The organism is Jatrophihabitans cynanchi, assembly GCF_027247405.1.
GTDB classification, from domain to species: Bacteria; Actinomycetota; Actinomycetes; order Mycobacteriales; family Jatrophihabitantaceae; genus Jatrophihabitans_B; species Jatrophihabitans_B cynanchi.
This window is the reverse complement of sequence record NZ_CP097463.1, coordinates 4,208,945-4,234,793: the sequence shown is the minus strand read 5'-3', so window position 1 is coordinate 4,234,793 and position 25,849 is coordinate 4,208,945. Positions and strand designations below refer to the sequence as shown.

Sequence of the window (25,849 nt, the reverse complement as noted above, 5' to 3'; positions counted from 1 at the left end):
GCCGGGTCAGTCCGCCCCGACCCCGAGCGGCTCGCGGCTGGGCAGCGCGGCGAAGCCGTGGCGGTGCCGCAACAGCATCCAGATCGGCGCGGCGAGCAGCACGATGGCCAGCAGCACGACGCCGGTCGCCAGGTTGCCGGTGCCGAACAGCTTGAGCGCGGACGCGAGCAGCACGAAGCCCAGGGCCCGCCGGATGAGCGCCCCGGGCAGCCGTGAGGACAGCTGGGCGCCGATCCACGCGCCGGGCACCGAACCGACCAGCAGCGCCGCGGTCACGTCCATCTTGAAGTCGCCGAACAACACGTGGCCGAGGGCGGCCGACGCGACGAGCGGCACGGCCTGCACCAGGTCGGTGCCGACCAGCTCGCTGGCCCGCAGCGTCGGGTACAGCAGCATCAGGGTGATGATGATCAGCGAGCCCGAGCCGACCGACGTCATGCCGACGACCAGGCCACCGATCGCCCCGACGAGCACGGTCGGCCGCACCCGTACCGGCATCGTCGGCGGACCCAGCGGATCTGCTGGGCGGCGCCCGTCCCGGTCGGCCGCGCGTTCGGCGAGGCGCAGGTAGGAGCGCAGGAACAGCCCGCTGGCGGCGATGACCAGGGCCACGCCCAGTGCCTTCTGCACCAGGTTCTCCACCCCGGAGCCGTGTCCGAGCGCGCGGGCGACGAACACTCCGGCGAACGCGGCGGGCACCGAGCCTAGGCAGAGCCAGCGCACCAGGTCCAGGCGCACCGTCCCGTTGCGCAGGTGCACGAACGAGCCGACCGGCTTCATCACGGCGCTGGCGACCAGGTCACTTGACACCGCGGCGAGTGGGGAGACGCCGAAGAACAGCACCAGCATCGGCGTCATCAGCGCGCCGCCGCCCATACCGGTCAGGCCGACGACGATGCCGACCACGAGCGCCCCCAGCGCGAGGGTCCAGTCCACGCGTCACCACCCGCCGCCAGCACTACGCCTGTAATTCCTACCGGCTAACTATAGAATGCGGTCGGAGCTGAGTCCAGCCGCGGGACACGCGCGTCTCAGGCCTCGGACGAGGCGGGACCGGCGTGCGAGGCGATCCAGGACAGCGCCAGCACGTAGCCCTCGATGCCCAGCCCGACGATGACGCCGGTCGCGTGCGCGGACACGTAGCTGTGGTGGCGGAACAGCTCACGCCGGTGGACGTTGCTGATGTGCACCTCGATCAACGGCGCGGTGAGCATCGCGCAGGCATCCCCCAGCGCCACCGAGGTGTGCGTCAGCGCGCCGGCGTTCAGCACCACAGGCGTGGCCTCGTCGGCGGCCGCGTGCAGCCACTGCAGCAGCTCGCCCTCGTGCTCGCTCTGGCGCACCTGCACCGACAGGCCGAGCTCGGCGCCGCCGCGCACGCACAACGCCTCGAGCTCGGCGTAGCTGCTGGTGCCGTACACGTCCGGCTGGCGCACGCCGAGCCGGCCCAGGTTCGGCCCGTTCAGGACGAGGACGTTCATCTAGCAGACCTCCGAGTAGGCGGCGGCGAGCAGGGCGGGGTCGGGGTCGTCGACGCCGACCGGTTTGGCCAGCCCGTCCAGGACGATGAAGCGCAGCCGGTTGCCGCGGGCCTTCTTGTCCACGCGCATGGTCTCCAGCAGCGCGCCGAAGGCATCCGGCCGGTAGCTCGTCGGCAGCCCGAGCGATTGCAGGATGCTGCGGTGCCGGTCCGCTGTCGCGTCGTCGAGGCGGCCGAGCATCCGCCCCAGGGCGGCCGCGTAGACCAGGCCGATCGAGATCGCGGCGCCGTGCCGCCACCGGTACCGCTCGGCCCGCTCGATCGCATGCCCGAGGGTGTGCCCGTAGTTGAGGATCTCGCGCACGCCCTGCTCGGTGAGGTCCACGGACACCACCGCGGCCTTGATGCGCACCGACCGTTCGATGAGTTCGCGCTCGACGCCGTTCCCGGGCCGGCCGGCACGTACCGGGTCGGCCTCGATGAGGTCGAGGATCGCCGGGTCGGCGATGAAGCCGCACTTGACCACCTCGGCCAGGCCGGCGAGGTAGTCGTTCGGCGGCAGCGTCTCCAGCGTGTTCAGGTCGCAGATCACGCCGGCCGGCGGGTGGAACGCGCCCACCAGGTTCTTGCCGGTGTCGGTGTTGATGCCCGTCTTGCCACCCACGGCGGCATCGACCATCCCGGCCAGCGTGGTGGGGATGTGCACGACCCGCACGCCGCGCAGCCAGGCCGCCGCGACCCAGCCGGCCAGGTCGGTGGTGGCGCCGCCGCCGATGCCGACGATCGCGTCCGACCGGGTGAACCCCACCTGGCCGAGGACATCCCAGCAGAAGCCGGCCACCTGCAGCGTCTTGGCGTCCTCGCCGTCCGGCACCTCGAGGGCGTGCGCGTCCAGCCCCTGTGCCACCAGGTCGTCGCGGACCGCCTCGGCCGTGGCGCGCAGCGCGGCCGGATGGATCAGGGCGACGTGGGTGGCGGCACCGAGCAACGGCGGTAGGTCACCGAGCAGCCCGCGCCCCACCAGCACGTCGTACGGGGCGGGGCCGGCCACCGGGATCCGGGTGAGGTCAGCGCTCACTTCGCGCCCTTTCGTGCAGCCTCGCCGCGACGGTGGCGGCCACCTGGCCGGGCGTGCGGTTGTCGGTCTCGACGATGATCGTGGCCGCGGCGCGGTAGGTCGGGCCGCGTTGCTCGGCCAGTTCGGCCAGCCGCCGCTGCGGAGCTTCGCGCAGCAGCGGACGGGTGTGGGCGTCGCCGACGCGCGAGGCGAGCGTGTCCGTGCAGGCCTGCAGCAGCACGACCGGGACGGCCGACGCGCAGATCGCGTCGCGCACGCTCGCGGTCATCAGCGCGCCACCGCCGAGCGCCAGGATCCCGTCGAACTCCAGCAGCGCGGCCTGGATCGTCTCGGCCTCGACCGCCCGGAAGGCGTCCTCCCCCGACTCGGCGAAGATGCGCCGCACGTCGCGCCCCTGCGCCTTCTCGACCAGGTCGTCGGTGTCGGCGAACGGCACCGCGAGGATCTTCGCCAGCCGCCGTCCGGTGGTGCTCTTGCCGGTCCCGGGCAGCCCGATCAGCACGGCGCGAGGGCTCATCGCGCGGGGGCGGCCAGGCCGCGCTCTGCCAGCCGGTCCAGGTAGGACGCCGCGTTGCGGCGGGTCTCGGCCACCGAATCGCCGCCGAACTTCTCCAGCACCGCGTGCGCGAGCACCAGCGACACCATCGCCTCGGCGACCACTCCCGCGGCGGGCACGGCGCACACGTCCGAGCGCTGGTTGATCGCCACGGCAGGCTCGCCGGTGGCGGTGTCGACGGTACGCAGCGCGCGCGGCACGGTCGAGATCGGCTTCATCGCGGCGCGCACCCGAAGCACCTCGCCGGTGCTCATCCCGCCCTCGGTGCCGCCGCTGCGCCCCGAGACGCGAGTGATCGTCCCGGTCTCGTCACGCACGATCTCGTCGTGCGCCTGCGAGCCGCGGGTCCGGGCGAGCTCGAAGCCATCGCCGACCTCGACGCCCTTGATCGCCTGGATGCCCATCAGCGCGGCGGCCAGCCGGGAGTCGAGGCGCCGCTCGCCCTGCACGTGCGAGCCGAGGCCCGGTGGCAACCCGTAGGCGAGCACCTCGACCACGCCGCCGAGCGTGTCGCCGGCCTTCCTGGTCGCGTCGATCTCGGCGATCATCTCGGCGCTCGCCTGCGGATCGAGGCAGCGCACTTCGGACGCGTCGACGGCGTCGGCGTCACCTGGGTGCGGGACGACCCCGCGCGGCGCGCTCACCGAGCCGATCGCGGTCACGTGGCTGACGATCTCGACGCCGACCGCCTGGGCGAGAAAGGCCTTCGCCACCGCACCCAGGGCAACGCGGGCGGCCGTCTCTCGGGCGCTGGCGCGCTCGAGCACCGGCCGGGCGTCGTCCAGGTCGTACTTCTGCATGCCGGCCAGGTCGGCGTGCCCCGGGCGCGGCCGGGTCAGCGGCGCGTTGCGCGCCTGCTCGTCGAGCAGCGCCTGGTCGACCGGGTCCGCGGACATCACGGTGGTCCACTTCGGCCATTCGGTGTTGCCGATCCGGATCGCGACCGGGCCGCCCATCGTGAACCCGTGGCGCACCCCGCCGGTCAGCTCGATCTCGTCCTGCTCGAACTTCATGCGGGCGCCGCGGCCGTAGCCGAGCCGCCGGCGGGCCAGGTCGCGGCCGACGTCCGCCGTGGTCACCTCGACGCCGGCGGGCAGGCCGTCGAGCACGGCGACGAGAGCGGGCCCGTGCGACTCGCCGGCGGTGATCCAACGCAACACGCCGCAAGTGTGTCAGAACCCGATCCCGCGCCCGCGGCTACTGGCCGAGCAGCCAGCCGTCCGGGGCGGCGAGCTCGGCGGCCTCGGCCGGTCCCCACGAACCCGGCGCGTACGGCACCGGCTTCGGCTTCGCATCCAGCAGCGGCTCGAACACCCGCCACACCGCAGCCAGCCCGTCCGGCCGGGTGTACAGCGAGCGGTCGCCGAGCAGCGCGTCGTGGATGAGCCGCACGTACGGCGGCAGCGGGTCGGCGTTGGGCAGCGTGGACAGCGCGATGGTGGCCTCGGCGATGTCCAGGTTCAGCTCGGCACCGGGCTCCTTCGCGACCAGCCGCAGGTCGATCTCGCCGCTGCCGCTCAGCGAGAACGCCAGGACGTTGCTGTGCTTCGGCACGTGCGCGAGCGTGCCCTCGGGCTCGCGCAGGATCATGCTCACCCGCTGCTTGCTGAAGGCCAGCCGCTTGCCGGTGCGCATCAGGAACGGCACGCCGCGCCAGCGGTCGTTGTCGATCCACAGCCGCGCGGCGACGTAGGTGTCCATGTCGGACGCCGGGTCGACCCCGGCCAGGTCGCGGTAGCCGTCGAACTGGCCCAGGACGACCTCCTTCGGGTCGATCGGCCGGAACGCCCCGATGACCTCCTCGCGCGCCGCCTGCAGGTCGGTGGCGGACAGGCTGGCAGGCGGCTCCATCGCCACCTCTGCGGCCACCTGGATCAGGTGCGTGACCAGCATGTCCAGCACGGCGCCGGTCTGGTCGTAGAACACCGACCGGTCGGTGACGCCGATCTTCTCCGGGACGTCGATCTGGACGGCGCGGATGTGCGCACGGTTCCAGATGGCGTGGAACAGCCCGTTGGCGAAGCGCAGCACGTGCAGGTCCTGCGTGGCCTCCTTGCCGAGGAAGTGGTCGATCCGGTACACCTGCGACTCGTCCAGCACCGAGTGCACCGTCTTGTCCAGGGTGCGGAACGATTCCGGTGAGGTGCCGAACGGTTTCTCGTAGACCACCCGGGCGCCCTCGGCCAGCTCGTGCTCGCCGAGCGCCTTGGTGATCTCGCCGAACGCGACCGGCGGGATGGCGAGGTAGTGCACGAGTTGGGCGTCGGTGCCGAGCGCCGAGCGGGCCTCGGCGATCACGTCCAGCAGGCTGCCCGGGTCGGTCGTGTCGAAGCCGCCGCCGGCGAACCTCAGCCGCTCGCTGAACGCGTGCCACTGCTCGCGGGTCGGCTGCGGTCCGAACTCGGTCAGCGAGTCGTGTACCCGGTCGCGGAAGTCCTCGTGGGCGAGGTCGCCGCGGCCGTTGCCGATCAGCAGCCACTCGTCCGGCAGCAGGCCGTTCGTGGCGAGCGTGAAGAACGCGGGTAGCACCATCCGTTTGGCCAGATCGCCGGTCGCGCCGAAGAGCACGAAGACGGTCGGCGCGGGCTTGACCTCACCTTGCTGTGCGGGACTCATAGCACCGACCGTAGGCCGCTTAGTTAAGCGAACGAAGACGTGCCGTCAGCCGAGGGTGGACGGGACGGCATCGAAGGCGAGCACGACCAGTGCGCCGAGCACCAGCATCGGGCCGAACGCTAGCGCGGTCTTCAGCGACGCGCGCCGGCTCGCGAGCAGCCCGATCGCGACGACCGCGCCGAACAGGAAGCCGGCGAAGATGCCGTAGTAGACGTACCCCCATCCCGCCCAGCCCAGGTAGGCGCCGAGAACGCCGCCGAGCTTGACGTCGCCGAACCCGAACGAGCGCGGGGAGGCGAACGCGAGCAGGTAGAGCACCGCGAACACCGCCGCGCCGCCTTCGAGCGCACGCAGCAGCGCCGCCCAGTCGTGCCGGACGGCCGCGGCGAGAGTCAGCAGCGCAGCAGCGAGCAGCCAGGCCACCGCCATCAGGCGGTTCGGCAGCCGGTGCTGCTCGAAGTCGATGATCGCCAACGGCGCGCACACCAGCGCGAGGGCGAGCAGGGCCGGCCACAGCGCCGACCAGCCCGCCGCCGCACCGGCCAGCGCGCCCAGCGCGGCGGCGACCGACGCGGTGAGCAGGACGCGGCCGCGGCCGGCAGGGCGGCCCCGCCACCACCGGCGCTCGTCGCGGTCCGGAACGCTGACCGTCAGCCGGGCCAGGTACGGCGCGACAGCCACGCAGGCGGCCGCCCCGGCCAGGGCGCCGACGAGGGTGGACACGGACGGCAAGCCTACGGCCCTACAGTCAAGGCATGTTCGACGCGATCGTGCTGGCCGGCGGCGCTGCGCGCCGGCTCGGCGGCGCGGACAAGCCGGGGCTGATCGTCGGCGGCCGCACGCTGCTGGACCGGGTGCTGGACGCGGTGGCCGGCGCGGCGACGATCGTGGTGGCCGGGCCGCGGCGCGACACCGCCCGGCCGGTGAGCTGGGTGCGCGAGGATCCGCCCGGTGCCGGGCCGGTCGCGGGCATCGCTGCCGGGGTCGGCCTGGTCCGCGCGGACGTCACGCTGGTGCTCGCCGCCGACCTGCCCGGCATCGGCCCGGCGGTGCCCGCCCTGCTGGGTGCAGTGAGTGGCTCGCCGGCGGCCGGGGTCGCCTGCCTCGTCGAGGCCTCGGGCCAGGTGAACTACCTGGCGGCCGCGTGGCGGACCACCGCACTGCGCGCCGCGCTGGAGTTGACGGCCGGTACGCACGGCGCGCCTGTTCGCGCCCTCGTCGCTGCGTCCGAAATGATCGAAGTACCCGACCCGCAGGGCTGGGGGTACGACTGCGACACGTGGGACGAACTCGCCGGCGCGCGCGAGCGGGCCGAGCGGTAGGGAGCGCACAATGACCAACCCGCTGGACGCCTGGGTGCTCGAGCTCGCCGGTGCGCTGGACGTCGACGCCGCTGCCGTCGACCGGAATCTGCTGCTGGACGTGGCCCGCGACGCGGCGCACGGGGTGGCCCGCCCCGCCGCGCCGCTGACCACGTTCCTGGTCGGACTGGCCGCCGGCCGGCACGGTGGCGACGCCCAGGCGATCCGCGACGCGGCCGCCATCGCGCAGCGGCTCGCGGCCGCGCACGCGCAAGATCCCGGGCAGGCGCCGTGATGGGCGGCCACCCGCACGGTGCGCACGGGGCCCATGAGGCGCACCCGGCCGAGCGCAGACCGCCGCTGCTCGCCGAGTGGCGCGACGCCGTCACACCGCGGGCGGTCGCGCTCGTGGTCGGCGTGCTGCTGCTGCAGCTGGGCTTCATCCTGAGCTACGCCGGCGCCTTCCACGACCCGAAACCGCACCGCATCGCGCTGGGCGTGGTCGCCCCCGCGGGCGCTCCCGCGGGCGCCGCGCGGCAGACCGTCGAGCGGCTCAACGCCCTGGACGGCCAGCCGCTGCACGCGACGGTCGTGACGTCCGAGGCGAGCGCGGTCGACAAGATCAGGGGCCGCGACCTCGACGGCGCGCTGATCGCCGGGTCGAGCGGCACCGACCGGCTGCTCGTCGCGTCGGCGGAGGGCGGTTCGCTGTCCGGCGCGCTGACCAGCGTGATGACACAGGTCGAGACGGCACAGCAGCGCACGGTCAGCGTCGAGGACATCGTCTCGGCGGCGAAGGGCGACGCGCGGGGACTCACCGCCTTCTACCTGGCCGTGGGCTGGGTGGTCGGCGGTTACCTGGTCGCCTCGATCCTGGCGATCAGCGCGGGGGCCAAGCCCGCGAACGCGCGCCGGGCGCGCGTGCGGCTGGGCGCGCTCGCGCTCTACTCGATCGTGTCCGGCATCGGCGGCGCGCTCATCGTCGGCCCGATCCTCGGCGCGCTGAGCCGCTCGTTCTGGACGCTCACGGGTTTCGGCGCGCTGGTGGTGTTCGCCGTGGGCGCGTTCACGATGGCGATCCAGGCGCTGACCGGCGTGCTCGGCATCGGCATCGCGGTGTTGCTGTTCGTGGTGCTGGGCAACCCGAGCGCGGGCGGCGCGTACCCCGGACCGATGCTTCCGGGGTTCTGGCGGGCGATCGGCCCGTTCCTGCCGCCGGGCGCTGGCACGTCCGGCATCCGCGGCATCGTCTACTTCGACGGCGCCCGGACGTTGCAGCCGCTGCTCGTGTCACTCGCGTACGCGCTGGTCGGCGCGGTCGTGCTGCTGCTGGTGAGCGCGGCGCGGCGTCACTCGGCCGAGATCAGGTCGGCCCCCGCGTAGGCGTTCAGGCGGGTACCGCGCACCATCGCCGCCAGCAGCACGCCGTGTTCGCGGGCCAGGTCGACCGCGAGGCTGGACGGTGCCGACACCGCGACGATGCCGGCGATCCCGGCCGCGACCGCCTTCTGGATGATCTCGAACGACACGCGGCCGCTGACCACGAGCAGCCGGTCGGTGGCCGGCAGCAGCCCGTCGAGCAGGGCCCGGCCGACGACCTTGTCGACCGCGTTGTGCCGGCCGACATCCTCGCGGCTGAAGAGCAACGCGCCGGACGCGTCGGCGAGCGCGGCCGCGTGCACTCCCCCGGTCCGCGCGAACGTCCGCTGCTGCGTCCGCATCGCCTCGGGCAGCGCGAGCAGCACGTCGCGCGGCACCGTCCAGCCGGGGGTGTGACCGGGCCCGTTGCGCAGCGGCGCGAGGTCGAGGACGTCCGCACTGCACACCCCGCACGCGGCCGAGGTGACGAACGCGCGCGGACGCGGCGGGCGGACGCCCTCGCGCAGCGCGATGTGCACCCGGTCGGTGTCGTCCTCCCGGCAGGCGGTCAGGGTGTGGATGTCCTCGGCGCGGCCGACCCCGGACTCGACCACGAGCCACCCGGCAGCCAGCTCCAGGTCGTGGCCGGGCGTGCGCATCAGCGTGGCGATCGCGGCGCCGTCCAGACCGAGCACGAGCGGCGACTCCACGACCAGGTCGTCCGGCCGCGAGGCGGGTGCCGCATCCACCGGCATGCGCACGATCGCCCGCCGGGTCGTCATCACCGCCACGCCTGCTCCGTTCGTCGCATCCGAGCGTACGCACGATTCACAGGACCCGGATATGTCGCAACGTGATATGACAACGTGATCGAACCGTCATGACGAGACACACCACACGTGTACCCGCCACCTGCACGTCATGAGGAGTCCAGCATGGATGTCACGTTCGCCACGTCCACGTTCCCGCCGCTAGCGCTCGGCTTCTTCGGGCTCGGGACCGGGTACCTGATCTACGGCCCGCAGGAGCTCGCCGGCTACCCGCCGCGCGGCGACCGGGTCGACCGGGCGACCGGCGTGTGGGGGATCTGGATGCCCGGATTCTGCCAGTTGCTCACGGGCATCATCTTGTTCGTCGGTCTCACCTGGCTGCAGGTGTTCAAGGATCCGCCGCTCTACATGGCCGCGCTGGCGTTCTCCGCGTACGGCATCCACTGGTTCGCGATCGGCTGGAACCGCTACAGCAACCACGATCCGCGGACCAACGCCGGGATGTGCGTCGCCTACATGTCGGTGTCGGCGATGGGCGCGCTCGTGTTCTTCAAGGCCAAGGACTGGCCGGTCGGCCTGCTGTTCCTCGGCCTGTTCGCGATCTACTTCAGCGACTTCTTCGCCGCCATCGGCGTCAAGCTCGGCGAGCGCGCACTCGGCTTCTTCCACCTGGTGACCGGCGGCTGGCTGATGTATCTCGCCTTTGCGGTCGCTGTGGACTTCTCGATCGGCTACCACTGGCGGGCCTGACGGCGTAAGCAAGGATGGGGTAGCAGCGGAAGGGGCGAGGAAGATGGCGCACGAGGACACCCACGACGGCGAGCCCGAGGTGAGCGCGCCGAAGAAGACCTCGGTCGGCTTCCCCGGCATCGCGCAGTCGATGCGGATCGCGCTGGACGAGATGGGCCCGGTGCGCAGCGCGCGCACCCTGCTGAAGATGAATCACGTCGACGGGTTCGACTGCCCCAGCTGTGCCTGGCCGGACCCGGACCCGGAACACCGCAAGACCGCCGAGTTCTGCGAGAACGGCGCCAAGGCGGTGTCGTGGGAGGCGACCCGCAAGCGGGTGGACGCGGCGTTCTTCGCGGCGCACCCGATCGCCGAACTGCGCGCGCAGGACGACCACTGGCTCGAGCACCACGGCCGGCTGACCGAACCGATGTACCTCGCCCCGGACGCGACGCACTACGCGCCGATCTCGTGGGACGACGCGATCGGGCTGGTCGCCGACCGGCTCAAGGCGCTGCCCGATCCGAACCGCGCCGTCTTCTACACCAGCGGGCGCGCCAGCAACGAGGCCGCGTTCGTGTACCAGTTGCTCGCCCGGCGGCTGGGCACGAACAACCTGCCGGACTGCTCGAACATGTGCCATGAGTCCAGCGGCGCCGCGCTGTCCGAGACGATCGGGGTGGGCAAGGGCGTGGTCACCCTGGCCGACATCGAGAAGCACGCGGCACTCATCGTGATCGTCGGGCAGAACCCGGGCACGAACCACCCGCGCATGCTGACCGCGCTGGAGAAGGCGAAGCGGCGCGGAGCCCGCATCGTGGCCATCAACCCGCTGCCCGAGGCGGGTTTCGGCCGGTTCCGCAATCCGCAGACGCCGCGCGGTCTGCTCGGCCGCGGCACCGTGCTCGCCGACTCGTACCTGCCGGTTCGCGTCAACGGCGACCTGGCGCTGTTCGCCGGCGTGAACAAGGCGCTGCTCGCCCGCGAGGACGCCGCTCCGGGGACGGTGCTGGACCAGGACTTCATCGCCACCTACTGCGACGGTTTCGCCGAGGCGTCGGCGGCGTTGCGGGCGCTGGACTGGACGGAGATCACCGGCCAGTGCGGGCTGTCCCGCGAGCAGATCGAGGAGTTCGCCGCGCAGGTGGTCGCTTCCGACAGCGTCGTCGTGTGCTGGGCGATGGGGCTGACGCAGCACCGCAACGCGGTCGCGACGATCCGCGAGATCGTGAACTTCCTGCTGCTGCGGGGAAATGTCGGACGTCCCGGTGCGGGTCCGTCACCGATCCGCGGCCACAGCAACGTGCAGGGCGACCGCACGATGGGCATCTGGGAGAAGATGCCCGACTCGTTCCTGGACGCGCTGCAGGCGGAGTTCGGCTTCGACCCGCCGCGCGAGCACGGCTGGGACACGGTCGACTCGATCCGCGCGATGCGCGACGGCAAGGTCGACGTGTTCTTCGCGCTCGGCGGCAACTTCGTCGCGGCGACGCCGGACACCGCGGTGACCGAGGCGGCGATGGCGAACTGTGCCCTGACCGTGCACGTCGCGACGAAGCTGAACCGCTCGCACCTGTGCCACGGCCGCGAGGCGCTGATCCTGCCGTGCCTGGGACGTACCGAGCGCGACGTGCGGGCGGGCGTCGAGCAGTTCGTCACGGTCGAGGACTCGATGAGCATGGTGCACGCCTCGCGCGGCCGACTGCTGCCCGGCTCGGATGCGCTGCGCAGCGAGATCGCGATCGTCACCGACCTCGGTCACGCGCTGTTCGGCGACTCGGACGGGATCGGCTGGCGCGCGATGGGCGCCGACTACCGGGTGATCCGCAAGCACATCGAGCACGTGGTACCCGGCTTTCACGCGTTCGAGGAGCGGGCCGTGCAGCCCGGCGGGTTCATGCTGCCGCGCGGGCCGCACGATTCGCGCACCTTCAAGACCGCGACCGGCAAGGCCCGCTTCACCGTCAACCCGCCGACCATGGTGCAGGTCCCGGACGGGCACCTGCTGCTGCAGACGGTGCGTTCGCACGACCAGTTCAACACCACGGTGTACGGGCTGGACGACCGGTACCGCGGGATCAAGGGCGGCCGCCGCGTGGTGTTCGTGAACGGCGCGGACCTGCGCGCCTTCGGGCTGCGGGACGGGGACGCCGTGGACATCATCAGCGTGGCCGACGACGGCGAGCGCCGCGCGAAGAGCTTCCGCGCGGTGCAGTACCCGACCCCGCCGGGTTGCGCGGCCGCCTACTTCCCCGAGGCGAACGTGCTGGTGCCGCTGGACTCGGTGGCCGAGACGAGCAACACGCCCGCGTCCAAGTCGGTGGTGATCCGGCTGGAGGCCACCGGTCAGACGTCCGCTGCCGGCACGGCCGAGCGCAACGCCGCGCGCATGGCCGGTACCGGCGCGGGCTGACCGGTCATCAGTTCGACCTGGACCGCGGCCTGGTGCAGCAGCATCAGGGCACCGCTGAGCACCTTCCCGCCGGCCGCCGCGACCGCCGACGCCAACGCCGTCGGCCAGGGGTCGTAGACGACGTCCAGCACCGTCTGGGCGGCGGTCCAGGGCCGCGCGGCGAGCGGGTCGGCGGCGCCGCGGGGCAGGGTGGACACCACGAGGTCGGCGCCGAGTTCGGGCGCATCGGCGGACAGCACGGCCGTCCGGACCGCGACGCCCAGCGCGGCCCCGGCCGCACCTACCTGCTCGCTGCGAGTCACGTCGCGGACGAGCACTGTGCACTCCTCGAGCCCGAGCGTGGCCAGTGCGGCGACGGCCGCCTGCGCGGTGCCGCCCGCGCCCAGCAGGGTCGCCGTACGCGGGGCAACGGCGTGCTCGGCGAGCGTGGCGACGATGCCCGCGACGTCGGTGTTGTCGGCCCGCCAGCCGCCGCCGGGCAGCGGCAGCAGCGTGTTGCCGGCTCCCACCGCGCGCGCGACCGGCGCCACCTCGGCGGCCACGTCCAGCACGGCGCGCTTGAGCGGCATGGTGCACGAGAACCCGGCCCAGTCGCGGCGCTCGGCCAACACGCCGGGCAGCTCGTCCGGGCCGCAGTCCACCGCGGTGTAGGTCCAGGTCAGGCCGAGCTCGGCGTACGCGGCGCGGTGCAGCAGCGGCGAGAGCGAGTGCGCGACCGGGCGTCCCAGGACGGCGGCGTGCCGCACTGTCACCCCGGCGCGAACCCCCTCAGCCACAGCCCCAGTTGTTCTGGCGGCATTTCTCGACGGCCTGGGTGAACGCGGCCTCGTCGTTGGTGAAGAACAGGTGCCCCGCGGAGTCCTTGTTCACGTAGTACAGCCAGTTCCCCGGCGTGGGGTGCACCGCTCCGGTCATCGCTTCGGCGCCCGGGTTGCTGATCGGCGTGGGCGGCAGACCGTCGTGCGTGTAGCTGTTGTAGGGCGAGTCGATCCGCGCGAAGATGATCTTCGTCGGGTCCAGGCCCTGAACCTTCGCCGCGTACGCGCTGGTGGCGTCGATCTGCAGCGGACGCTTGGCCGCGATCCGGTTCAGGATCACGCGCGCCACCTTGGCCATGTCGTCCGGGAAGCGCGCCTCGGACTGCGCGATGGACGCGATGATCAGCGCCTCGTACGGCGTCAGCCCGACCTTCTGCGCGTCGGTGGCGAACCCGCTCGAGCGGTCGTGCTCGGCGAAGCGGCTCGTCATCCGCTGCAGTGCGGCCGACGGCGACGCCTTCGGGTCGATCGTGTACGTCGCGGGGTACAGGAATCCCTCGATCGAGGTGAACTCCCCCGTCGCGGGCCGGTACCCGAGCGGGATGCCCAACGAGCTGGGGTCGGCGAGCGCCTTGTCGATCGCCCCCTGCTGGGCGGCCCCCAGCACCTTGACCAGCCGCGCCCTGACGTCGAAGACCGTGGCGCCCTCGGTGATCACCAGATCGCCCGCCGTGGTGCGCGACTTGGGATCGAGCAGCAGCGTCAACGCGTTCTTCGCAGCCATGTGGCGGTGCAGCAGGTAGGTACCCGGCTGGATGCTCTGCGAGTCGGAGTTGTTGCTGGCGGCATTCACGAAGGCGTCGACGCTCTTCACCACGCCCGCCTTGTGCAGCGTGTCACCGATGTCCGATGCGCCGTCGCCCTGGCCGATGGTGATGCTCACCGTGCCCTGCCCGTTCCCGGAGTAGTCCGGCGGATGGATCATGTCCACGACCTTCGGCACGATGAGCCACGCGGACACGCCGACCACGAGCAGCACGACGCACACGAGAGCCAGCAGCACCCCGCGGTTGCGCCGCCGCCGCCGGTGCGACGTGTGTTCGCGCTGGGCGCGGCGGCGTGCCGACCGGGTGTGCGGTTCCGGCTCCGTCGTGTGGCGATGGTGCGGGTGCCCCTCGTCCTCGTGCGGACCGAAGAGCAGCGAATGCGGATCGTGCTCTGCCAGCGACTCGTGATCGCGCTGCGTCACGCGGGGCTACTCCGTTTCAGCCAGGGGATCGCGTCCCGTCGGTGCATGGCGCTGGATCAGTTGGACCACGGTGCGCCGCAGAACTCAGTCGCGGCGCGAATCCAACCAGTGCTGCAACAGTTCTACCGCAGCCGCCTGGTCAATGACGGCACGCTTGGCCCTACTTCCCCGCACACCGCCCTCGGAAAGTTTACGCTCGGCACTCACCGTGGTCAGGCGCTCGTCGACGTGTTCCACCCGAATCGGGTCAATCGCGGCGGCCAGCAGGGCGGCGTACTCGCGGGCGAACCGCGCCGAGGGACCTTCGCGGCCGGCCAGGGTGCGCGGCAGCCCGACGACCACCCCGACCGCCCCGTGCTCGGCCACCAGGGCGGCCAGTTCGGCGATGTCGCGGTTCGCGTGGGCGTCCCGCCGCAGCGTGACCAGCGGGGTCGCCAGCACCCCGGCCGGATCGCTGCGCGCCACGCCTACCCGCACCGTCCCCACGTCGACGCCCAGCCAGACTCCGGTCACGTGCTCACCGCGTCGTCGTCGCGGCCGTCGTCGTCGCGGCCGTCACCGCGCGGACGCGACGGCCTGCCGGACCGCCTCGAACGCGGCGGCCAGGTTGGCCGCGTCGCCGCCGGCGCCTTGCGCCAGGTCGGCCTTGCCGCCGCCGCGGGCGCCGAGGACGGGCGCGAACGCGCGCACCAGTTGGCCCGCGGACAGGCCGGCGTCCTGGCCCGCCTGGTTCACCGCGGCCACGAAGTTGACGCCGTTCTCGCCGGGCGAGGCGAGCAGCACGACGGCGGACCGGCCCGCGGCCAGCCGGCCGCGGACGTCCAGCACCAGCGAACGCAGGTCGTTGCCGCTGACGCCGGCGGGCGCTTCTGCGGTGACGAGTTGCACTCCGTCGACCTGCTCGGCGGTGTCGGCCAGCGGTCCGGCGCCGGCGAGGACCGCGGCGACGCGAAGCTTGTCCAGTTCACGCTCGGCGCCCTTGAGCCGGTCCAGCACGCCGGCGATGCGCTCGGGCAATTCGTCCGGATGCGCCTTGAACTCGCCGGAGAGCTGATGCACCAGCACGTGCTCGCGGGCCAGGAACCGGAACGCGTCCAGGCCGACCAGCGCTTCGACGCGCCGCACACCGGAGCCGATCGAGGCCTCGCCCAGCAGCTTGACCATGCCGATCACCGAACTGCGCGGCACGTGCGTCCCACCGCACAGCTCGCGCGAGTAGTCGCCGATCTCGACCACCCGGACCTGGTCGCCGTACTTCTCGCCGAACATGGCGATCGCGCCGATGCGCCTGGCCTCGGCCTGGTCGGTGACGAACCAGCGGACCTCGAGATCGCGCAGCAGCACCTCGTTGATCTCGTCCTCGACGTCGGACAGCACGCTCGCCGGGACCGCGGAGGGGGTCTTGAAGTCGAAGCGCAGCCGGCCGGGGGCGTTGAGCGAGCCGGCCTGGGCGGCCGTGTCGCCGAGCGCGCGGCGCAGGCCGGCGTGCAGCAGGTGCGTGCCGGAGTGGCTGCGCGAGACCGCGGCGCGCCGGGTCGGGTCGACCTCGGCGAGCACGTGATCGCCGGGCCGGACCTCACCGGAGTGCACCGTCACCCGGTGCACGATCAGTCCGGGAACCGGCTGCTGGACGTCGGTGACGAACAGTTCGGCCTCGCGCCCGTTCGAGTTGACGAGGATCCGGCCCTGGTCCGGCTGCTGGCCACCGCCCTCGGCGTAGAACGGCGTCGCGTCCAGGACCAGCTCGACCTCCTCGCCCTCACCGGCGGCGGGCAGCAGCCCGTGCTCGCCGATGATCGAGGCGACCACGGCCTCGCGGGCGATCTCCCGGTAGCCGGTGAAGTCGGTGGCCGCACCCGCGTCGCGCGCCGCGCGGTACAGCGACAGGTCGGCGTGCGCGGTCTTCTTGGCCCGGGCGTCGGCCTTGGCCCTGGCCCGCTGCTCGGCCATCAGCCGGCGGAACCCCGGCTCGTCGACGCTGATGCCCTGCTCGGCCGCCATCTCCAGGGTGAGGTCGATCGGGAAACCGTAGGTGTCGTGCAGCTGGAACGCCTTGTCGGCCGGCAATTGGGTGCCGCTGGCTCGGCGGACCGCGCCGACCGCGGTGTCGAAGATGGTGGTGCCCGCGCGCAGCGTCTGCAGGAACGCTTCCTCCTCGGCGTACGCGTAGCTGCTGATGCGCTCGAAGTCGCTCGCCAGCTCCGGGTAGGACGGCGCCATCGCGTCGCGCGAGACGGGCAGCAGCTGCGGGAAGACCGGCTCCTGGACGCCGAGCAGCCGCATGGAACGCACCGCTCGGCGCATGATCCGGCGCAACACGTAGCCGCGGCCTTCGTTGGCGGGCGTCACGCCGTCGCCGATCAGCATCAAGGCGGTGCGCACGTGGTCGGCCACGACGCGCAGCCGCACGTCGTCCGGATGTGACTGCGCCGCAGCGTGCCCGGAGTGCGCGCCGTACACCTTCCCGGCCAGCTGTGCCGCGCGGTCGAGCACCGGTCGCGTCTCGTCGATCTCGTAGAGGTTGTCGACGCCCTGCATGAGCGTGGCCATCCGCTCCATGCCCATCCCGGTGTCGATGTTCTTGCGTGGCAGTTCGCCCAGGATGGGGAAGTCCGACTTGCCCGGCCCGTTCTGCGGGCCGCGCTCGTTCTGCATGAACACCAGGTTCCAGAACTCCATGTAGCGGTCCTCGTCGACCGCCGGGCCGCCCTCGACGCCGTAGTCGGGGCCGCGGTCGTAGTACAGCTCGCTGCACGGTCCGCACGGCCCGGCGATGCCCATCGACCAGAAGTTGTCGTCCATCCCCTTGCGAACGATGCGCTCGAGCGGCAGGCCGATCACCTTGTGCCAGATGTCGATGGCCTCGTCGTCGTCCAGGTAGACGGTCGCCCAGATCCGCTCGCCGTCCAGCCCGAAGCCGCCGTCGGCCACCGAGTTCGTCGACAGCTCCCAGGCGAGCGTGATGGCGCGTTCCTTGAAGTAGTCGCCGAAGCTGAAGTTGCCGTTCATCTGGAAGAACGTGCCGTGCCGGGTCGTCTTGCCGACCTCGTCGATGTCCGGGGTGCGGATGCACTTCTGGATGCTGGTGGCGCGCGGCCACGGCGGCGTCTGCTGGCCGACGAAGTACGGGACGAACTGCACCATGCCGGCGTTGACGAACAGCAGGTTCGGGTCCTCGAACGGCAGGGGCACGCTCGGGACAACGGTGTGACCGTTCGCCTCGAAATGACCCAGGAAGCGCTTCCTGATCTCGGCGCTGCGCATCCCTAGCCGACCTTGCCGAGCTGCCCGTCCAGCCCGGTGCTCTCGCGCAGTTCGGCCTCGCGCTCGCGCATCGCCGTCCGGACGTCCGCCCCGAACTCGCGCAGCGCGTCGGCCAGTTCGGCCAGGCCCGCGCCGATACCGCCGGCCATGCCGCGCGGGGTCAACCGCTCGGCGAGCTTGGAGAGCTTGCGCACGATCAGGGCGCCGATGGTGATGCCCATGGCGAGCCAGAACAGCCGGCGCATCAGCGCTCACCTCCCCGCCGCGAGGCGCCGCGCCGCCGGCGGCGGGCCTCGCGCAGCGTGTCGGCGTCGCGCCGGCCGCGGACCGTCTTGCGCACCCCGTAGGTGAACGCCGCCGCCTTGATCATCGGGCTGCCGAGGGTGCTGGAGACGACCGCCGACATGGCAGCCGCATTGGTGGTCATCGCGTTGACGTTCTTGGCGATCCCCTCGACCTGGGCGAGCTGGGCGTTGACCTGCGTCATGGTGCCCTGCGCCTCGCCCAGCAGCGGGGTGGCGCCCTCGTGCGTCTTGCGGATCGCGAGCGTCGCCTCGTCCAGCGTGCGTCCCAGCTTGAGCAGCGGGATGGCGAGCAGCAGGACGAGCACCGCGAAGGCGATGGCCGCGATGAGCGCGGCTATGGCCCCTCCGGACATGAAAGCCCTCCTGAGTTCGGTGTGGCAGGCAACCTGTTGACCCTATCGGGTCACGGTTGCGGCATTGACCGCTCGGCACCGCCGGCCCGCTCGGCCGGGGCGGTCCCGCGCACCACCCCGCGCAGCCTGGGCAGCCGCTCGGCCAGGTACCGCTCTGCGCCGCGGTCGGCGGGCTGGTAGTAGTCGCGCCCGACGAGCTCGTCCGGCGGATACTGCTGGGTGAGCACGCCCTCGGCCGCGTCGTGCGGGTAGCGGTACCGCTTGCCGTGACCGAGCTGCTGCGCCCCGGCATAGTGCGCGTCGCGCAGCGCGGGCGGCACGGTTCCGGCCAGCCCGGCCCGGACGTCGGCGAGCGCGGCGTCGATCGCGGCGACCACCGCGTTGGACTTGGGCGCGAGGGCCAGGTGGATGGTGGCCTGGGCCAGGTTGATGCGCGCCTCGGGCATGCCGATCAGTTGCACCGCCTGGGCCGCCGCGGTGGCCGCGAGCAGCGCGGTGGGGTCGGCCAGCCCGACGTCCTCGCTGGCGTGCACGACCAGGCGTCGGGCGATGAACCGCGGATCCTCCCCCGCCTCGATCATCCGGGCCAGGTAGTGCAACGCGGCGTCGGCGTCCGAGCCGCGGATCGACTTGATGAAGGCGCTGATGACGTCGTAGTGCTGGTCACCGTCCCGGTCGTACCGGACGGCCGCGGTGTCGACAGCCTGCTCGAGCATGGCCAGACCGATGCGATCCCGCTGCTCGGCGGCAGCCGTTCCCGCGGCGGCCTCCAGCGCGGTGAGCGCGCGCCGCGCGTCGCCGCCGGCGATCCGCAGCAGGTGGGCGCGCGCGTCCTCGTCCAACGAGACCGCACCGGCCAGGCCGCGCTCGTCGGACAGGGCCCGGTCCACGAGCAGCCCGATCGCGTCCTCGTCCAGCGGTTGCAGGCTGAGCAGCAGGCTGCGCGAGAGCAGCGGCGAGACGATCGAGAAGAACGGGTTCTCGGTGGTCGCCGCGACCAGCGTGACGTGCCGGGCTTCCACCGCGTGCAGCAGCGAGTCCTGCTGGGTCTTGGAGAAGCGGTGGATCTCGTCGATGAACAGCACGGTCTGCCGGCCGGAGCGACCGAGGTCGGTGCGCGCCTGCTCGATGACGGCCCGGACGTCCTTCACCCCCGCGTTCAGCGCCGACAGCTGGACGAAGCGGCGCTGCGTCACCCCGGACACGATCTGGGCGAGGGTGGTCTTGCCGGTCCCCGGCGGACCGAACAGGATCAGTGACATCGGCGCGTCACCCTCGACCAGGCGGCGCAGCGGCGAGCCGGGCGCGAGCAGGTGGTCCTGGCCGACGACCTCGTCCAGGCTGCGCGGTCGCATCCGGGCCGCGAGCGGCGCCGTGGGGTCGAACGCCTCGGCCTGCGGCGGCTCCGGCTCGAACAGCGTCATGCGTCCAGCGTAGGGACCGCCGGTTCACCGGCACGCGGCGCGCGGCGGGACGATCAGACGGCGGTGCCGAAACGCCGGGCCAGCCCGACCCGGAAGTCGGCGAATGTCTTCGGCACCCCGAGCACGACGCTGTGCGTGTCGTGCGACACCTTCAGCCCGTACCGGTCCCAGGACAGTTCCCAGTCGTGCAGGTCGAGCAGGTGCCCGACGGTGCGCAGCAGGGCGTCGTCGCGCATCGTGGGCGTCCAGTCGGCCAGGTCCGAATCCAGCCCGATCCGGATGGCCAGATCCGGCAGCGGCAGGGCGCCGAGTTCTTCGATCCTGGCCTGCACCGCGAGCAGGACAGGGGCGAGATAGAGATCGGTCAGGTCGTGCGGCAGGGTGCTCATGGCGTCTCCAAGCGATCGACGGGCTCACCCTTGATGATCGACCCGCCCAGTTCCGTCCAGCAGGCGCGAACGTCCCGTCCGCACCGGGACGTTCGGCCCGCCCATCGGCTCAGCTCACGCTGCGGCGTGCCGATCGATCTTGTGGAACGTTCCAGCTTGCAGAAGTAGGTCCTCGATGCGCCGAACCGCCGTGATCGCATTTGCCGCGATCACGCTCCTGAGCACGCTTGCGGCCCCGGTCGTCGTGGCCGGGCCGGGTGCTTCCGGCGCCCGGGCTGCGGCCGCACCAGCGACCGCGACGAGCGTGCCGCTGTGCCCGCGACTGCCCGGGCGCAAGTGGTGCCTGGCGATGCAGCCGGGCCCGACGCGGCTCACCACGCGATCGGCACTGGCCGTCCCGTACGGCTTCGGCCCGGCCGACCTGCGCGCGGCGTACCGGGTGCCTGCGACCACCTCGACGTCCACGATCGCGATCGTGGACGCGTACGACGAGCCCGACGCGGAGGCGAACCTCACGGCCTACCGGGAACAGTACGGGCTTGCGCCGTGCACCAGCGCGAACGGGTGCTTCCGCAAGGTCAACCAGGGCGGCGACGCGGCCCCGCTGCCGGCCTACAACTCGGGGTGGGCCGGCGAGATCAACCTGGATCTGCAGATGGCGTCGGCGATCTGCCCGAGCTGTCACCTGTTGCTGGTGGAAGCCGACGACGACGACAGTTCCGGTGCGCCGAACCTGGAGCTCGCCGTCCAGAAGGCGGCCGCGCTCGGCGCGCGGTTCATCTCGCTGTCCTGGGGTGGTGCGGAGTTCGCCGGGCAGTCCGACCTCGACGGCTATCTCGCCGCTGCGGGCGTGACGTACGTCGCGGCGAGCGGGGACAACGGCTACGGCACCGGCTGGCCCGCGGTGCTGTCGAACGTCATCTCGGTCGGCGGCACCGCGCTGTATCGCGACACCAGCACGGCACGCGGCTGGCGTGAGAGCGTGTGGGGCGGCAGCTACGGCGCAACCGGGTCCGGCTGCTCGCTGTATGAGACGCAGCCCACGTGGCAGGCCGGGATCACCGCGCTGCGCGCGGCGTGCAGCGCGCGGGCGACGAACGACGTCGCGGTGGTCGCCGACCCGGCGACCGGCGTGGCGGTGTACGTGAACGGCGGCTGGAGCGTGTACGGCGGCACGTCCGCCGGCGCGCCGATCATCGCGGCGATGGAGGCGATCAACGGCCCGGGCCCCGGCGGTACCGCAGCCGTGGCCTACCCGTACGCGCATGCCGGTGCGTTCAACGACGTGACGTCCGGTTCGAACGGCAGCTGCGGCAACCTGCTCTGCCAGGGTGGCGCCGGCTGGGACGGTCCCACCGGTGTCGGGACACCGAACGGCCTGCTCGGCCTCGGTCAGGGAGCGAGCACTCCGGTCCCGCGGTCGACGGTGACGGTGCACAGCCCGGGCTCGGTGACCGGCTTCGCGGGCACCGCGGCGAACGTGCGCGTGCCGGCGACCAGCTCGCAACGCCTGCCGATCCGCTACAGCGCCACCGGCGTACCGCCCGGGATCACCTTGCGCAGCACGGGCTACCTCACCGGTGTCCCGCGGTCGGCGGGCAGGTACCGGGTCACCGTGACGGCACGCGACAGCAGCGGTGCCGCGGCCGGCACCGCCTTCTACTGGACGGTGCGCCGGCACCGTGTCGTCACGTCGGCGACGCCGCGCGTGCACGGCGTGCTCAAGCCCGGGCACCGGGTACGGGCGACGTGGGGCACGTTCCGCCGTGACACCGCGCACGGTGCGCACGTGTCGGTGCGCTGGCGCATCCGCTGGTACGTGGACGGCCACGCGATCGGCCGTGCGACGCACCGGACCTTCGTGATCCCACGGTCGTACCGCGGCCACCGCATCTCGTTCAGCGTGACGGCGACGCGCAGCTACTACGCCGGCTACACCCGGCACGCCCACCGCGTGCGGGTGCACCGCTAGCAGCTATTGGTCCTCGGGGACGGCGTCTATGCCGGCTTCCTTGCGCTGCTCGGGCGTGATCGGCGCGGGGGCGGCGGTGAGCGGGTCGTAGCCACCGCCGGTCTTGGGGAAGGCGATGACGTCGCGGATCGAGTCGGTGCCCGACAGGAGCGCGCAGATGCGGTCCCAACCGAACGCGATGCCGCCGTGTGGTGGTGCGCCGTAGCCGAACGCGTCGAGCAGGAAGCCGAACTTGGCGCGCGCCTCGGCCTCGTCCAGGCCCATCACCTTGAACACCCGTTCCTGCACGTCGCGGCGGTGGATTCGGATCGAGCCGCCGCCGATCTCGTTGCCGTTGCAGACGATGTCGTAGGCGTAGGCGAGGGCGCTGCCGGGGTCGGTGTCGAAGGTGTCAAGCGACTCGGGCTTGGGCGAGGTGAACGCGTGGTGCACGGCCGTCCAGGCGCCGGAGCCGACAGCGACGTCACCCGCGGCCTCGGCGTCGCTGGTCGGCTCGAACAGCGGGGCGTCGACGATCCAGACGAACGACCACGCGTTCCCATTCTTCAGCGCCTCGTCGATCAGCCCGGCCCGCTTGCCGATCTCCAGCCGGGTGGCGCCGAGCAGCGAGCGCGCGGAGTTGCCTCCGCCGGCCGCGAAGAAGATGCAGTCGCCGGGCGCGGCGCCGACGTGTGCCACGAGGCCGGCCCGCTCGGTGCCGGACAGGTTCTTCGCGACCGGACCGCCCAGCTCGCCGTCCTCGCCGACGAGCACGTAGGCCAGGCCGCGGTGGCCGCGCTGCTTGGCGAAGTCCTGCCAGGCGTCCAGTTGCTTGCGCGGTTGCGCGGCACCGCCGGGCATGACCACGGCGCCGACGTACGGCGCCTGGAACACCCGGAACGGCGTGTCGGCGAAGAAGGCGGTGCAGTCGACGAGCTCGAGACCGAAACGCAGGTCGGGCTTGTCGCTGCCGTAGCGGTCCATCGCGTCGTAGTAGGTCATCCGCGGGATCGGTGTGCTGACCTCGTGCCCGATCAGCGCCCACAGCGCGACCAGGACGTCCTCGGCGAGCGCGATCACGTCGTCCTGGTCGACGAAGCTCATCTCGATGTCGAGCTGGGTGAACTCCGGCTGCCGGTCGGCGCGGAAGTCCTCGTCGCGGTAGCAGCGCGCGATCTGGAAGTACCGCTCCATGCCGGCGACCATGAGCAGCTGCTTGAACAACTGCGGGGACTGCGGCAGCGCGTACCAGCTGCCGGGTCGCAGCCGCGCCGGGACGAGGAAGTCGCGCGCGCCCTCGGGAGTGGACCGGGTCAGCGTCGGCGTCTCGATCTCGATGAAGTCGTGCCGGTACAAGACGTCACGCGCGGCCCGATTCACCTTGCTGCGCAAGCGGATCGCCGCACCGGGGGCGGGCCGGCGCAGGTCCAGGTAGCGGTACTTGAGCCGGGCCTCCTCGCCTACCTCGGTGTGCTCGTCGACCTGGAACGGTAGCGCGGCGGACTCGTTGAGCACGTCCAGCGTGGCGGCGACGACTTCGACCTCGCCGGTCGGGATCGCCGGGTTGACGTTGCCCTGCGGACGTTGCCGCACCTCGCCGGTGATGGCCACGACCCACTCGTTGCGCAGGTCGTGTGCGACGTCCGCCTCGCGCAGCACGACCTGGACCGACCCGCTCGCGTCGCGCAGGTCGATGAACGTCACGCCCCCGTGATCGCGGCGGGTGGCCACCCAGCCGGCGAGCGTCACGGTCTGCCCGGCGTCGGATGCGCGCAGCGTCCCCGCCTCACGGTTGCGAATCATCGCTCCACTCTCTGCATGATCACCTGCGGGCGCAGGTCGTTCTCCGGTGGTAACCAGGCGTCCGGGTCGGCGCTGACCTGTTCCCCGGAGCGGATGTCCTTCACGGTGTCCGTCCCGGGCTCGTCGGCGTCCCCGGGGAACCAAACGTACGGGATGCCGCGACGTTCGGCGTAGCGGATCTGCTTGCCGAACTTCTGCGCGGCGGCCGCCACCTCGGTCGCGATGCCCCGGCTGCGCAGGCGCTGTGCGAGCGCATCGCAACGGGACCGGTCGTCGTCGTGCGGCAGCGCGATCAGCACCGCTGACGGCACCGGCCGCGAGCCGGCCAGCACGCCCTGTTGGAACAGCGGCATCAGCAGCCGGGTGACGCCGAGCGAGATGCCGACGCCGGGGTAGGTGCTCTTGCCGTCCGTCGCGAGAGCGTCGTACCGGCCACCGGAGCAGATCGAACCGAGCGACTCGTGCCCGCTCATCCGGGTTTCGAACACGGTGCCCGTGTAGTAGTCCAGGCCGCGGGCGATGCGCAGATCTGCCTCGACCGTGACCCCGTTGATGGTGGCGCAGCCTTCGATGACGGCTGCGAGTTCGGCCAGGCCTGCGTCGAGCAGGTCGTGCTGCACACCGAGTGCGCGCACACGCTCGACGAAAGCGAGGTCGGTGCTGCGAATGTCCGCCAGTTGCAGGCACACCGTCGCCTGCGCATCGCTCAGGCCGGCGACCTGGGTCAGTTCCTTGCCGACGACGTCGGCCGGCACCTTGTCGAGGCGGTCGATCGCACGCATCACGGCGCCGATGTCGGTGGCGCCGATGCCGCGGAAGAAGCCTTCGATGAGCTTGCGGTTGTTCACCTGCAGGCGCAGCGGGGGCAGGAACTCCAGTGCGCCGAGGGCCTCGGCCATGACCCGGGCGATCTCGACGTCGTGATGGAACGGCAGGGCGTCCTTGGCGACGATGTCGATGTCGGCCTGGGTGAACTCGCGGTAGCGGCCGGTCTGCGGTCGCTCGCCCCGCCAGACTTTCTGGATCTGGTAGCGGCGGAACGGGAACTGCAGATGCCCGGCGTTGTCGATCACGTAGCGCGCGAACGGGACGGTGAGGTCGAAGTGCAGCCCGAGAACGGAATCGGACGACTTCGGCTGATCCTCTTCGGTATCCGCCTGCAGCCGGCGCAGGAGGTATACCTCTTTGTCGATTTCTCCCTTGCGCAGCAGTTGTTCGAGCGGTTCGGCGGCGCGCGTCTCGATGGGCGCGAAGCCGTGCAGTTCGAAAATCGTCCGCAGCCGGTCGAGCACGGCGAGTTCGACGAAGCGTTCGGACGGCAGCAGTTCCGGAAAGCCCGACAGCGAGGTGGTGGGCATCAGGCCAGGCCCTGCAGGTACGGATTGGTGGCTCGTTCGCGGGCGATGGTGGTGGCCGGGCCGTGACCCGGGTGCACGGCGGTGGCGTCGTCCATGGGCCAGATCACCTGCCGCAGCGAGGTCTGCATGGCGGCCATCGAGCCGCCCGGCAGGTCGACGCGGCCGATCGAGCCGGCGAACAGCACGTCGCCGGAGAACAGTCGCGGCTCGTCGTCGTCACCGCTCAGGCTGAACACCACCGACCCGGCCGAGTGCCCTGGCGCGTGCCGGACGGCGAAGTCCAGACCGGCCAGCGAGATCTTCTCGCCGTCGCCGAGTTCCTTCACGTCGTCGGGCTCGGCGAAGGTCAGCGCGCCGAACAGCGGTGTGCCGGCGGGCATGCCTAGCCCGGACCAGGGGTCGGCGAGCTGGCTGCGGTCGGCCGGGTGGATGTAGGCGGGAACGTCGCGCGCCTGGCACACCGGCACGACGGAGAAGGTGTGGTCGAGGTGCCCGTGCGTGAGCAGGACGGCGATGGGGTGCAACCGGTGCTCGGCGATCACCTCGTCCAACCGGCCGCGGACGCCGATACCGGGGTCGATGACGACGCACTGCTCGCCGTCGGCCGGGGCGACGACCCAGCAGTTGGTGGCGGTCGCGTCGGACGGGAAACCCGCAATGAGCACGGCCGGACGCTCCTGAAGCTCTCGACGG

The 25,849-nt window shown here is 72.0% G+C and carries 25 protein-coding genes; 6 read left to right on the top strand and 19 right to left on the bottom strand.

What is annotated here, in order from left to right; genetic code table 11:
- Nucleotides 1-6 precede the first annotated feature (6 nt).
- From M6B22_RS20590 to M6B22_RS20560, 7 genes are all read right to left on the bottom strand, one after another.
- Nucleotides 7-936 carry a sulfite exporter TauE/SafE family protein gene (locus M6B22_RS20590; RefSeq protein ID WP_269443445.1) on the bottom strand — a complete coding sequence of 310 codons (930 nt, stop codon included), beginning with the start codon at nucleotides 934-936 and terminating at the stop codon, nucleotides 7-9.
- Between the two features lie 95 nt (nucleotides 937-1,031).
- Nucleotides 1,032-1,481: a type II 3-dehydroquinate dehydratase gene (gene aroQ / locus M6B22_RS20585; RefSeq protein WP_269443444.1), complete on the bottom strand. Its 450-nt coding sequence runs from the start codon at nucleotides 1,479-1,481 to the stop codon at nucleotides 1,032-1,034.
- Nucleotides 1,482-2,558, bottom strand: coding sequence for a 3-dehydroquinate synthase (gene aroB / locus M6B22_RS20580; protein ID WP_269443443.1), 1,077 nt, complete (start codon nucleotides 2,556-2,558; stop codon nucleotides 1,482-1,484).
- Nucleotides 2,548-3,075: a shikimate kinase gene (locus tag M6B22_RS20575; protein WP_269443442.1), complete on the bottom strand. Its 528-nt coding sequence runs from the start codon at nucleotides 3,073-3,075 to the stop codon at nucleotides 2,548-2,550. Before M6B22_RS20575 ends, aroB begins: the two co-directional genes overlap by 11 nt.
- The gene (aroC, locus tag M6B22_RS20570; RefSeq protein WP_269443441.1) at nucleotides 3,072-4,274 is read right to left on the bottom strand and encodes a chorismate synthase; all 1,203 of its coding nucleotides are present in this window, start codon (nucleotides 4,272-4,274) and stop codon (nucleotides 3,072-3,074) included. The genes M6B22_RS20575 and aroC overlap by 4 nt, the downstream gene beginning before the upstream one ends.
- Before the next feature lie 37 nt (nucleotides 4,275-4,311).
- Nucleotides 4,312-5,730, bottom strand: a complete 1,419-nt coding sequence (locus tag M6B22_RS20565; RefSeq protein ID WP_269443440.1) for a glucose-6-phosphate dehydrogenase — start codon at nucleotides 5,728-5,730, stop codon at nucleotides 4,312-4,314.
- Between the two features lie 45 nt (nucleotides 5,731-5,775).
- The gene (locus M6B22_RS20560; RefSeq protein WP_269443439.1) at nucleotides 5,776-6,453 is read right to left on the bottom strand and encodes a prepilin peptidase; all 678 of its coding nucleotides are present in this window, start codon (nucleotides 6,451-6,453) and stop codon (nucleotides 5,776-5,778) included.
- Nucleotides 6,454-6,485: 32 nt separating this feature from the next.
- Between M6B22_RS20560 and mobA the strand changes: the two genes are divergently transcribed.
- Genes mobA through M6B22_RS20545 form a run of 3 tightly spaced genes read left to right on the top strand, consistent with a single transcriptional unit; the run spans nucleotide 6,486 to nucleotide 8,414 of the window.
- Nucleotides 6,486-7,052 carry a molybdenum cofactor guanylyltransferase gene (gene mobA, locus M6B22_RS20555; RefSeq protein WP_269443438.1) on the top strand — a complete coding sequence of 189 codons (567 nt, stop codon included), beginning with the start codon at nucleotides 6,486-6,488 and terminating at the stop codon, nucleotides 7,050-7,052.
- 10 nt (nucleotides 7,053-7,062) lie between these two features.
- Nucleotides 7,063-7,326: a DUF6457 domain-containing protein gene (locus M6B22_RS20550; protein WP_269443437.1), complete on the top strand. Its 264-nt coding sequence runs from the start codon at nucleotides 7,063-7,065 to the stop codon at nucleotides 7,324-7,326.
- The gene (locus M6B22_RS20545; protein WP_269443436.1) at nucleotides 7,326-8,414 is read left to right on the top strand and encodes an ABC-2 transporter permease; all 1,089 of its coding nucleotides are present in this window, start codon (nucleotides 7,326-7,328) and stop codon (nucleotides 8,412-8,414) included. Before M6B22_RS20550 ends, M6B22_RS20545 begins: the two co-directional genes overlap by 1 nt.
- Here M6B22_RS20545 and M6B22_RS20540 read toward each other — a convergent pair.
- Nucleotides 8,381-9,172 (bottom strand): formate dehydrogenase accessory sulfurtransferase FdhD, encoded by a 792-nt coding sequence (locus M6B22_RS20540; RefSeq protein ID WP_269445849.1) that lies wholly within the window; start codon nucleotides 9,170-9,172, stop codon nucleotides 8,381-8,383. The two genes, M6B22_RS20545 and M6B22_RS20540, sit on opposite strands and share 34 nt — an antisense overlap.
- A 153-nt stretch (nucleotides 9,173-9,325) precedes the next feature.
- Here M6B22_RS20540 and M6B22_RS20535 point away from each other — a divergent pair, with 153 nt between their 5' ends.
- Complete coding sequence (locus M6B22_RS20535; RefSeq protein ID WP_269443435.1) at nucleotides 9,326-9,910, top strand: hypothetical protein; 585 nt, start codon at nucleotides 9,326-9,328, stop codon at nucleotides 9,908-9,910.
- 43 nt (nucleotides 9,911-9,953) lie between these two features.
- The gene (locus M6B22_RS20530; protein WP_269443434.1) at nucleotides 9,954-12,302 is read left to right on the top strand and encodes an FdhF/YdeP family oxidoreductase; all 2,349 of its coding nucleotides are present in this window, start codon (nucleotides 9,954-9,956) and stop codon (nucleotides 12,300-12,302) included.
- Here M6B22_RS20530 and M6B22_RS20525 read toward each other — a convergent pair.
- The 8 genes from M6B22_RS20525 to M6B22_RS20490 form a co-directional block, all read right to left on the bottom strand.
- Nucleotides 12,236-13,054 (bottom strand): shikimate dehydrogenase, encoded by an 819-nt coding sequence (locus tag M6B22_RS20525; protein WP_269443433.1) that lies wholly within the window; start codon nucleotides 13,052-13,054, stop codon nucleotides 12,236-12,238. The genes M6B22_RS20530 and M6B22_RS20525 overlap by 67 nt on opposite strands.
- 16 nt (nucleotides 13,055-13,070) lie before the next feature.
- Nucleotides 13,071-14,309 (bottom strand): endolytic transglycosylase MltG, encoded by a 1,239-nt coding sequence (gene mltG / locus M6B22_RS20520; protein WP_269443432.1) that lies wholly within the window; start codon nucleotides 14,307-14,309, stop codon nucleotides 13,071-13,073.
- A gap of 84 nt (nucleotides 14,310-14,393) precedes the next feature.
- Complete coding sequence (gene ruvX, locus M6B22_RS20515; RefSeq protein WP_269443431.1) at nucleotides 14,394-14,822, bottom strand: Holliday junction resolvase RuvX; 429 nt, start codon at nucleotides 14,820-14,822, stop codon at nucleotides 14,394-14,396.
- A 42-nt stretch (nucleotides 14,823-14,864) separates the two neighbouring features.
- Nucleotides 14,865-17,573: an alanine--tRNA ligase gene (gene alaS / locus M6B22_RS20510; protein ID WP_269443430.1), complete on the bottom strand. Its 2,709-nt coding sequence runs from the start codon at nucleotides 17,571-17,573 to the stop codon at nucleotides 14,865-14,867.
- Between the two features lie 2 nt (nucleotides 17,574-17,575).
- Nucleotides 17,576-17,818: a hypothetical protein gene (locus M6B22_RS20505; RefSeq protein WP_269443429.1), complete on the bottom strand. Its 243-nt coding sequence runs from the start codon at nucleotides 17,816-17,818 to the stop codon at nucleotides 17,576-17,578.
- The gene (locus M6B22_RS20500) at nucleotides 17,818-18,231 is read right to left on the bottom strand and encodes a DUF948 domain-containing protein (RefSeq protein ID WP_269443428.1); all 414 of its coding nucleotides are present in this window, start codon (nucleotides 18,229-18,231) and stop codon (nucleotides 17,818-17,820) included. Before M6B22_RS20500 ends, M6B22_RS20505 begins: the two co-directional genes overlap by 1 nt.
- Nucleotides 18,232-18,281: 50 nt before the next feature.
- Nucleotides 18,282-19,655 (bottom strand): replication-associated recombination protein A, encoded by a 1,374-nt coding sequence (locus tag M6B22_RS20495; protein ID WP_269443427.1) that lies wholly within the window; start codon nucleotides 19,653-19,655, stop codon nucleotides 18,282-18,284.
- Nucleotides 19,656-19,708: 53 nt separating this feature from the next.
- Entirely contained in the window at nucleotides 19,709-20,044 is a 336-nt protein-coding gene (locus M6B22_RS20490) for a hypothetical protein (RefSeq protein WP_269443426.1), read from the bottom strand.
- A gap of 175 nt (nucleotides 20,045-20,219) precedes the next feature.
- Here M6B22_RS20490 and M6B22_RS20485 point away from each other — a divergent pair, with 175 nt between their 5' ends.
- The gene (locus M6B22_RS20485; protein ID WP_269443425.1) at nucleotides 20,220-22,016 is read left to right on the top strand and encodes a putative Ig domain-containing protein; all 1,797 of its coding nucleotides are present in this window, start codon (nucleotides 20,220-20,222) and stop codon (nucleotides 22,014-22,016) included.
- A 3-nt stretch (nucleotides 22,017-22,019) separates the two neighbouring features.
- Here M6B22_RS20485 and aspS read toward each other — a convergent pair whose 3' ends face one another.
- Genes aspS through M6B22_RS20470 form a run of 3 tightly spaced genes read right to left on the bottom strand, consistent with a single transcriptional unit; the run spans nucleotide 22,020 to nucleotide 25,821 of the window.
- A complete protein-coding gene (gene aspS / locus M6B22_RS20480; RefSeq protein WP_269443424.1) occupies nucleotides 22,020-23,798 on the bottom strand; it encodes an aspartate--tRNA ligase in 1,779 nt (592 codons plus the stop codon).
- The gene (gene hisS / locus M6B22_RS20475; protein ID WP_407935755.1) at nucleotides 23,795-25,159 is read right to left on the bottom strand and encodes a histidine--tRNA ligase; all 1,365 of its coding nucleotides are present in this window, start codon (nucleotides 25,157-25,159) and stop codon (nucleotides 23,795-23,797) included. Before hisS ends, aspS begins: the two co-directional genes overlap by 4 nt.
- The gene (locus tag M6B22_RS20470; RefSeq protein WP_269443422.1) at nucleotides 25,156-25,821 is read right to left on the bottom strand and encodes an MBL fold metallo-hydrolase; all 666 of its coding nucleotides are present in this window, start codon (nucleotides 25,819-25,821) and stop codon (nucleotides 25,156-25,158) included. The genes hisS and M6B22_RS20470 overlap by 4 nt, the downstream gene beginning before the upstream one ends.
- Between the last annotated feature and the right edge of the window lie 28 nt (nucleotides 25,822-25,849).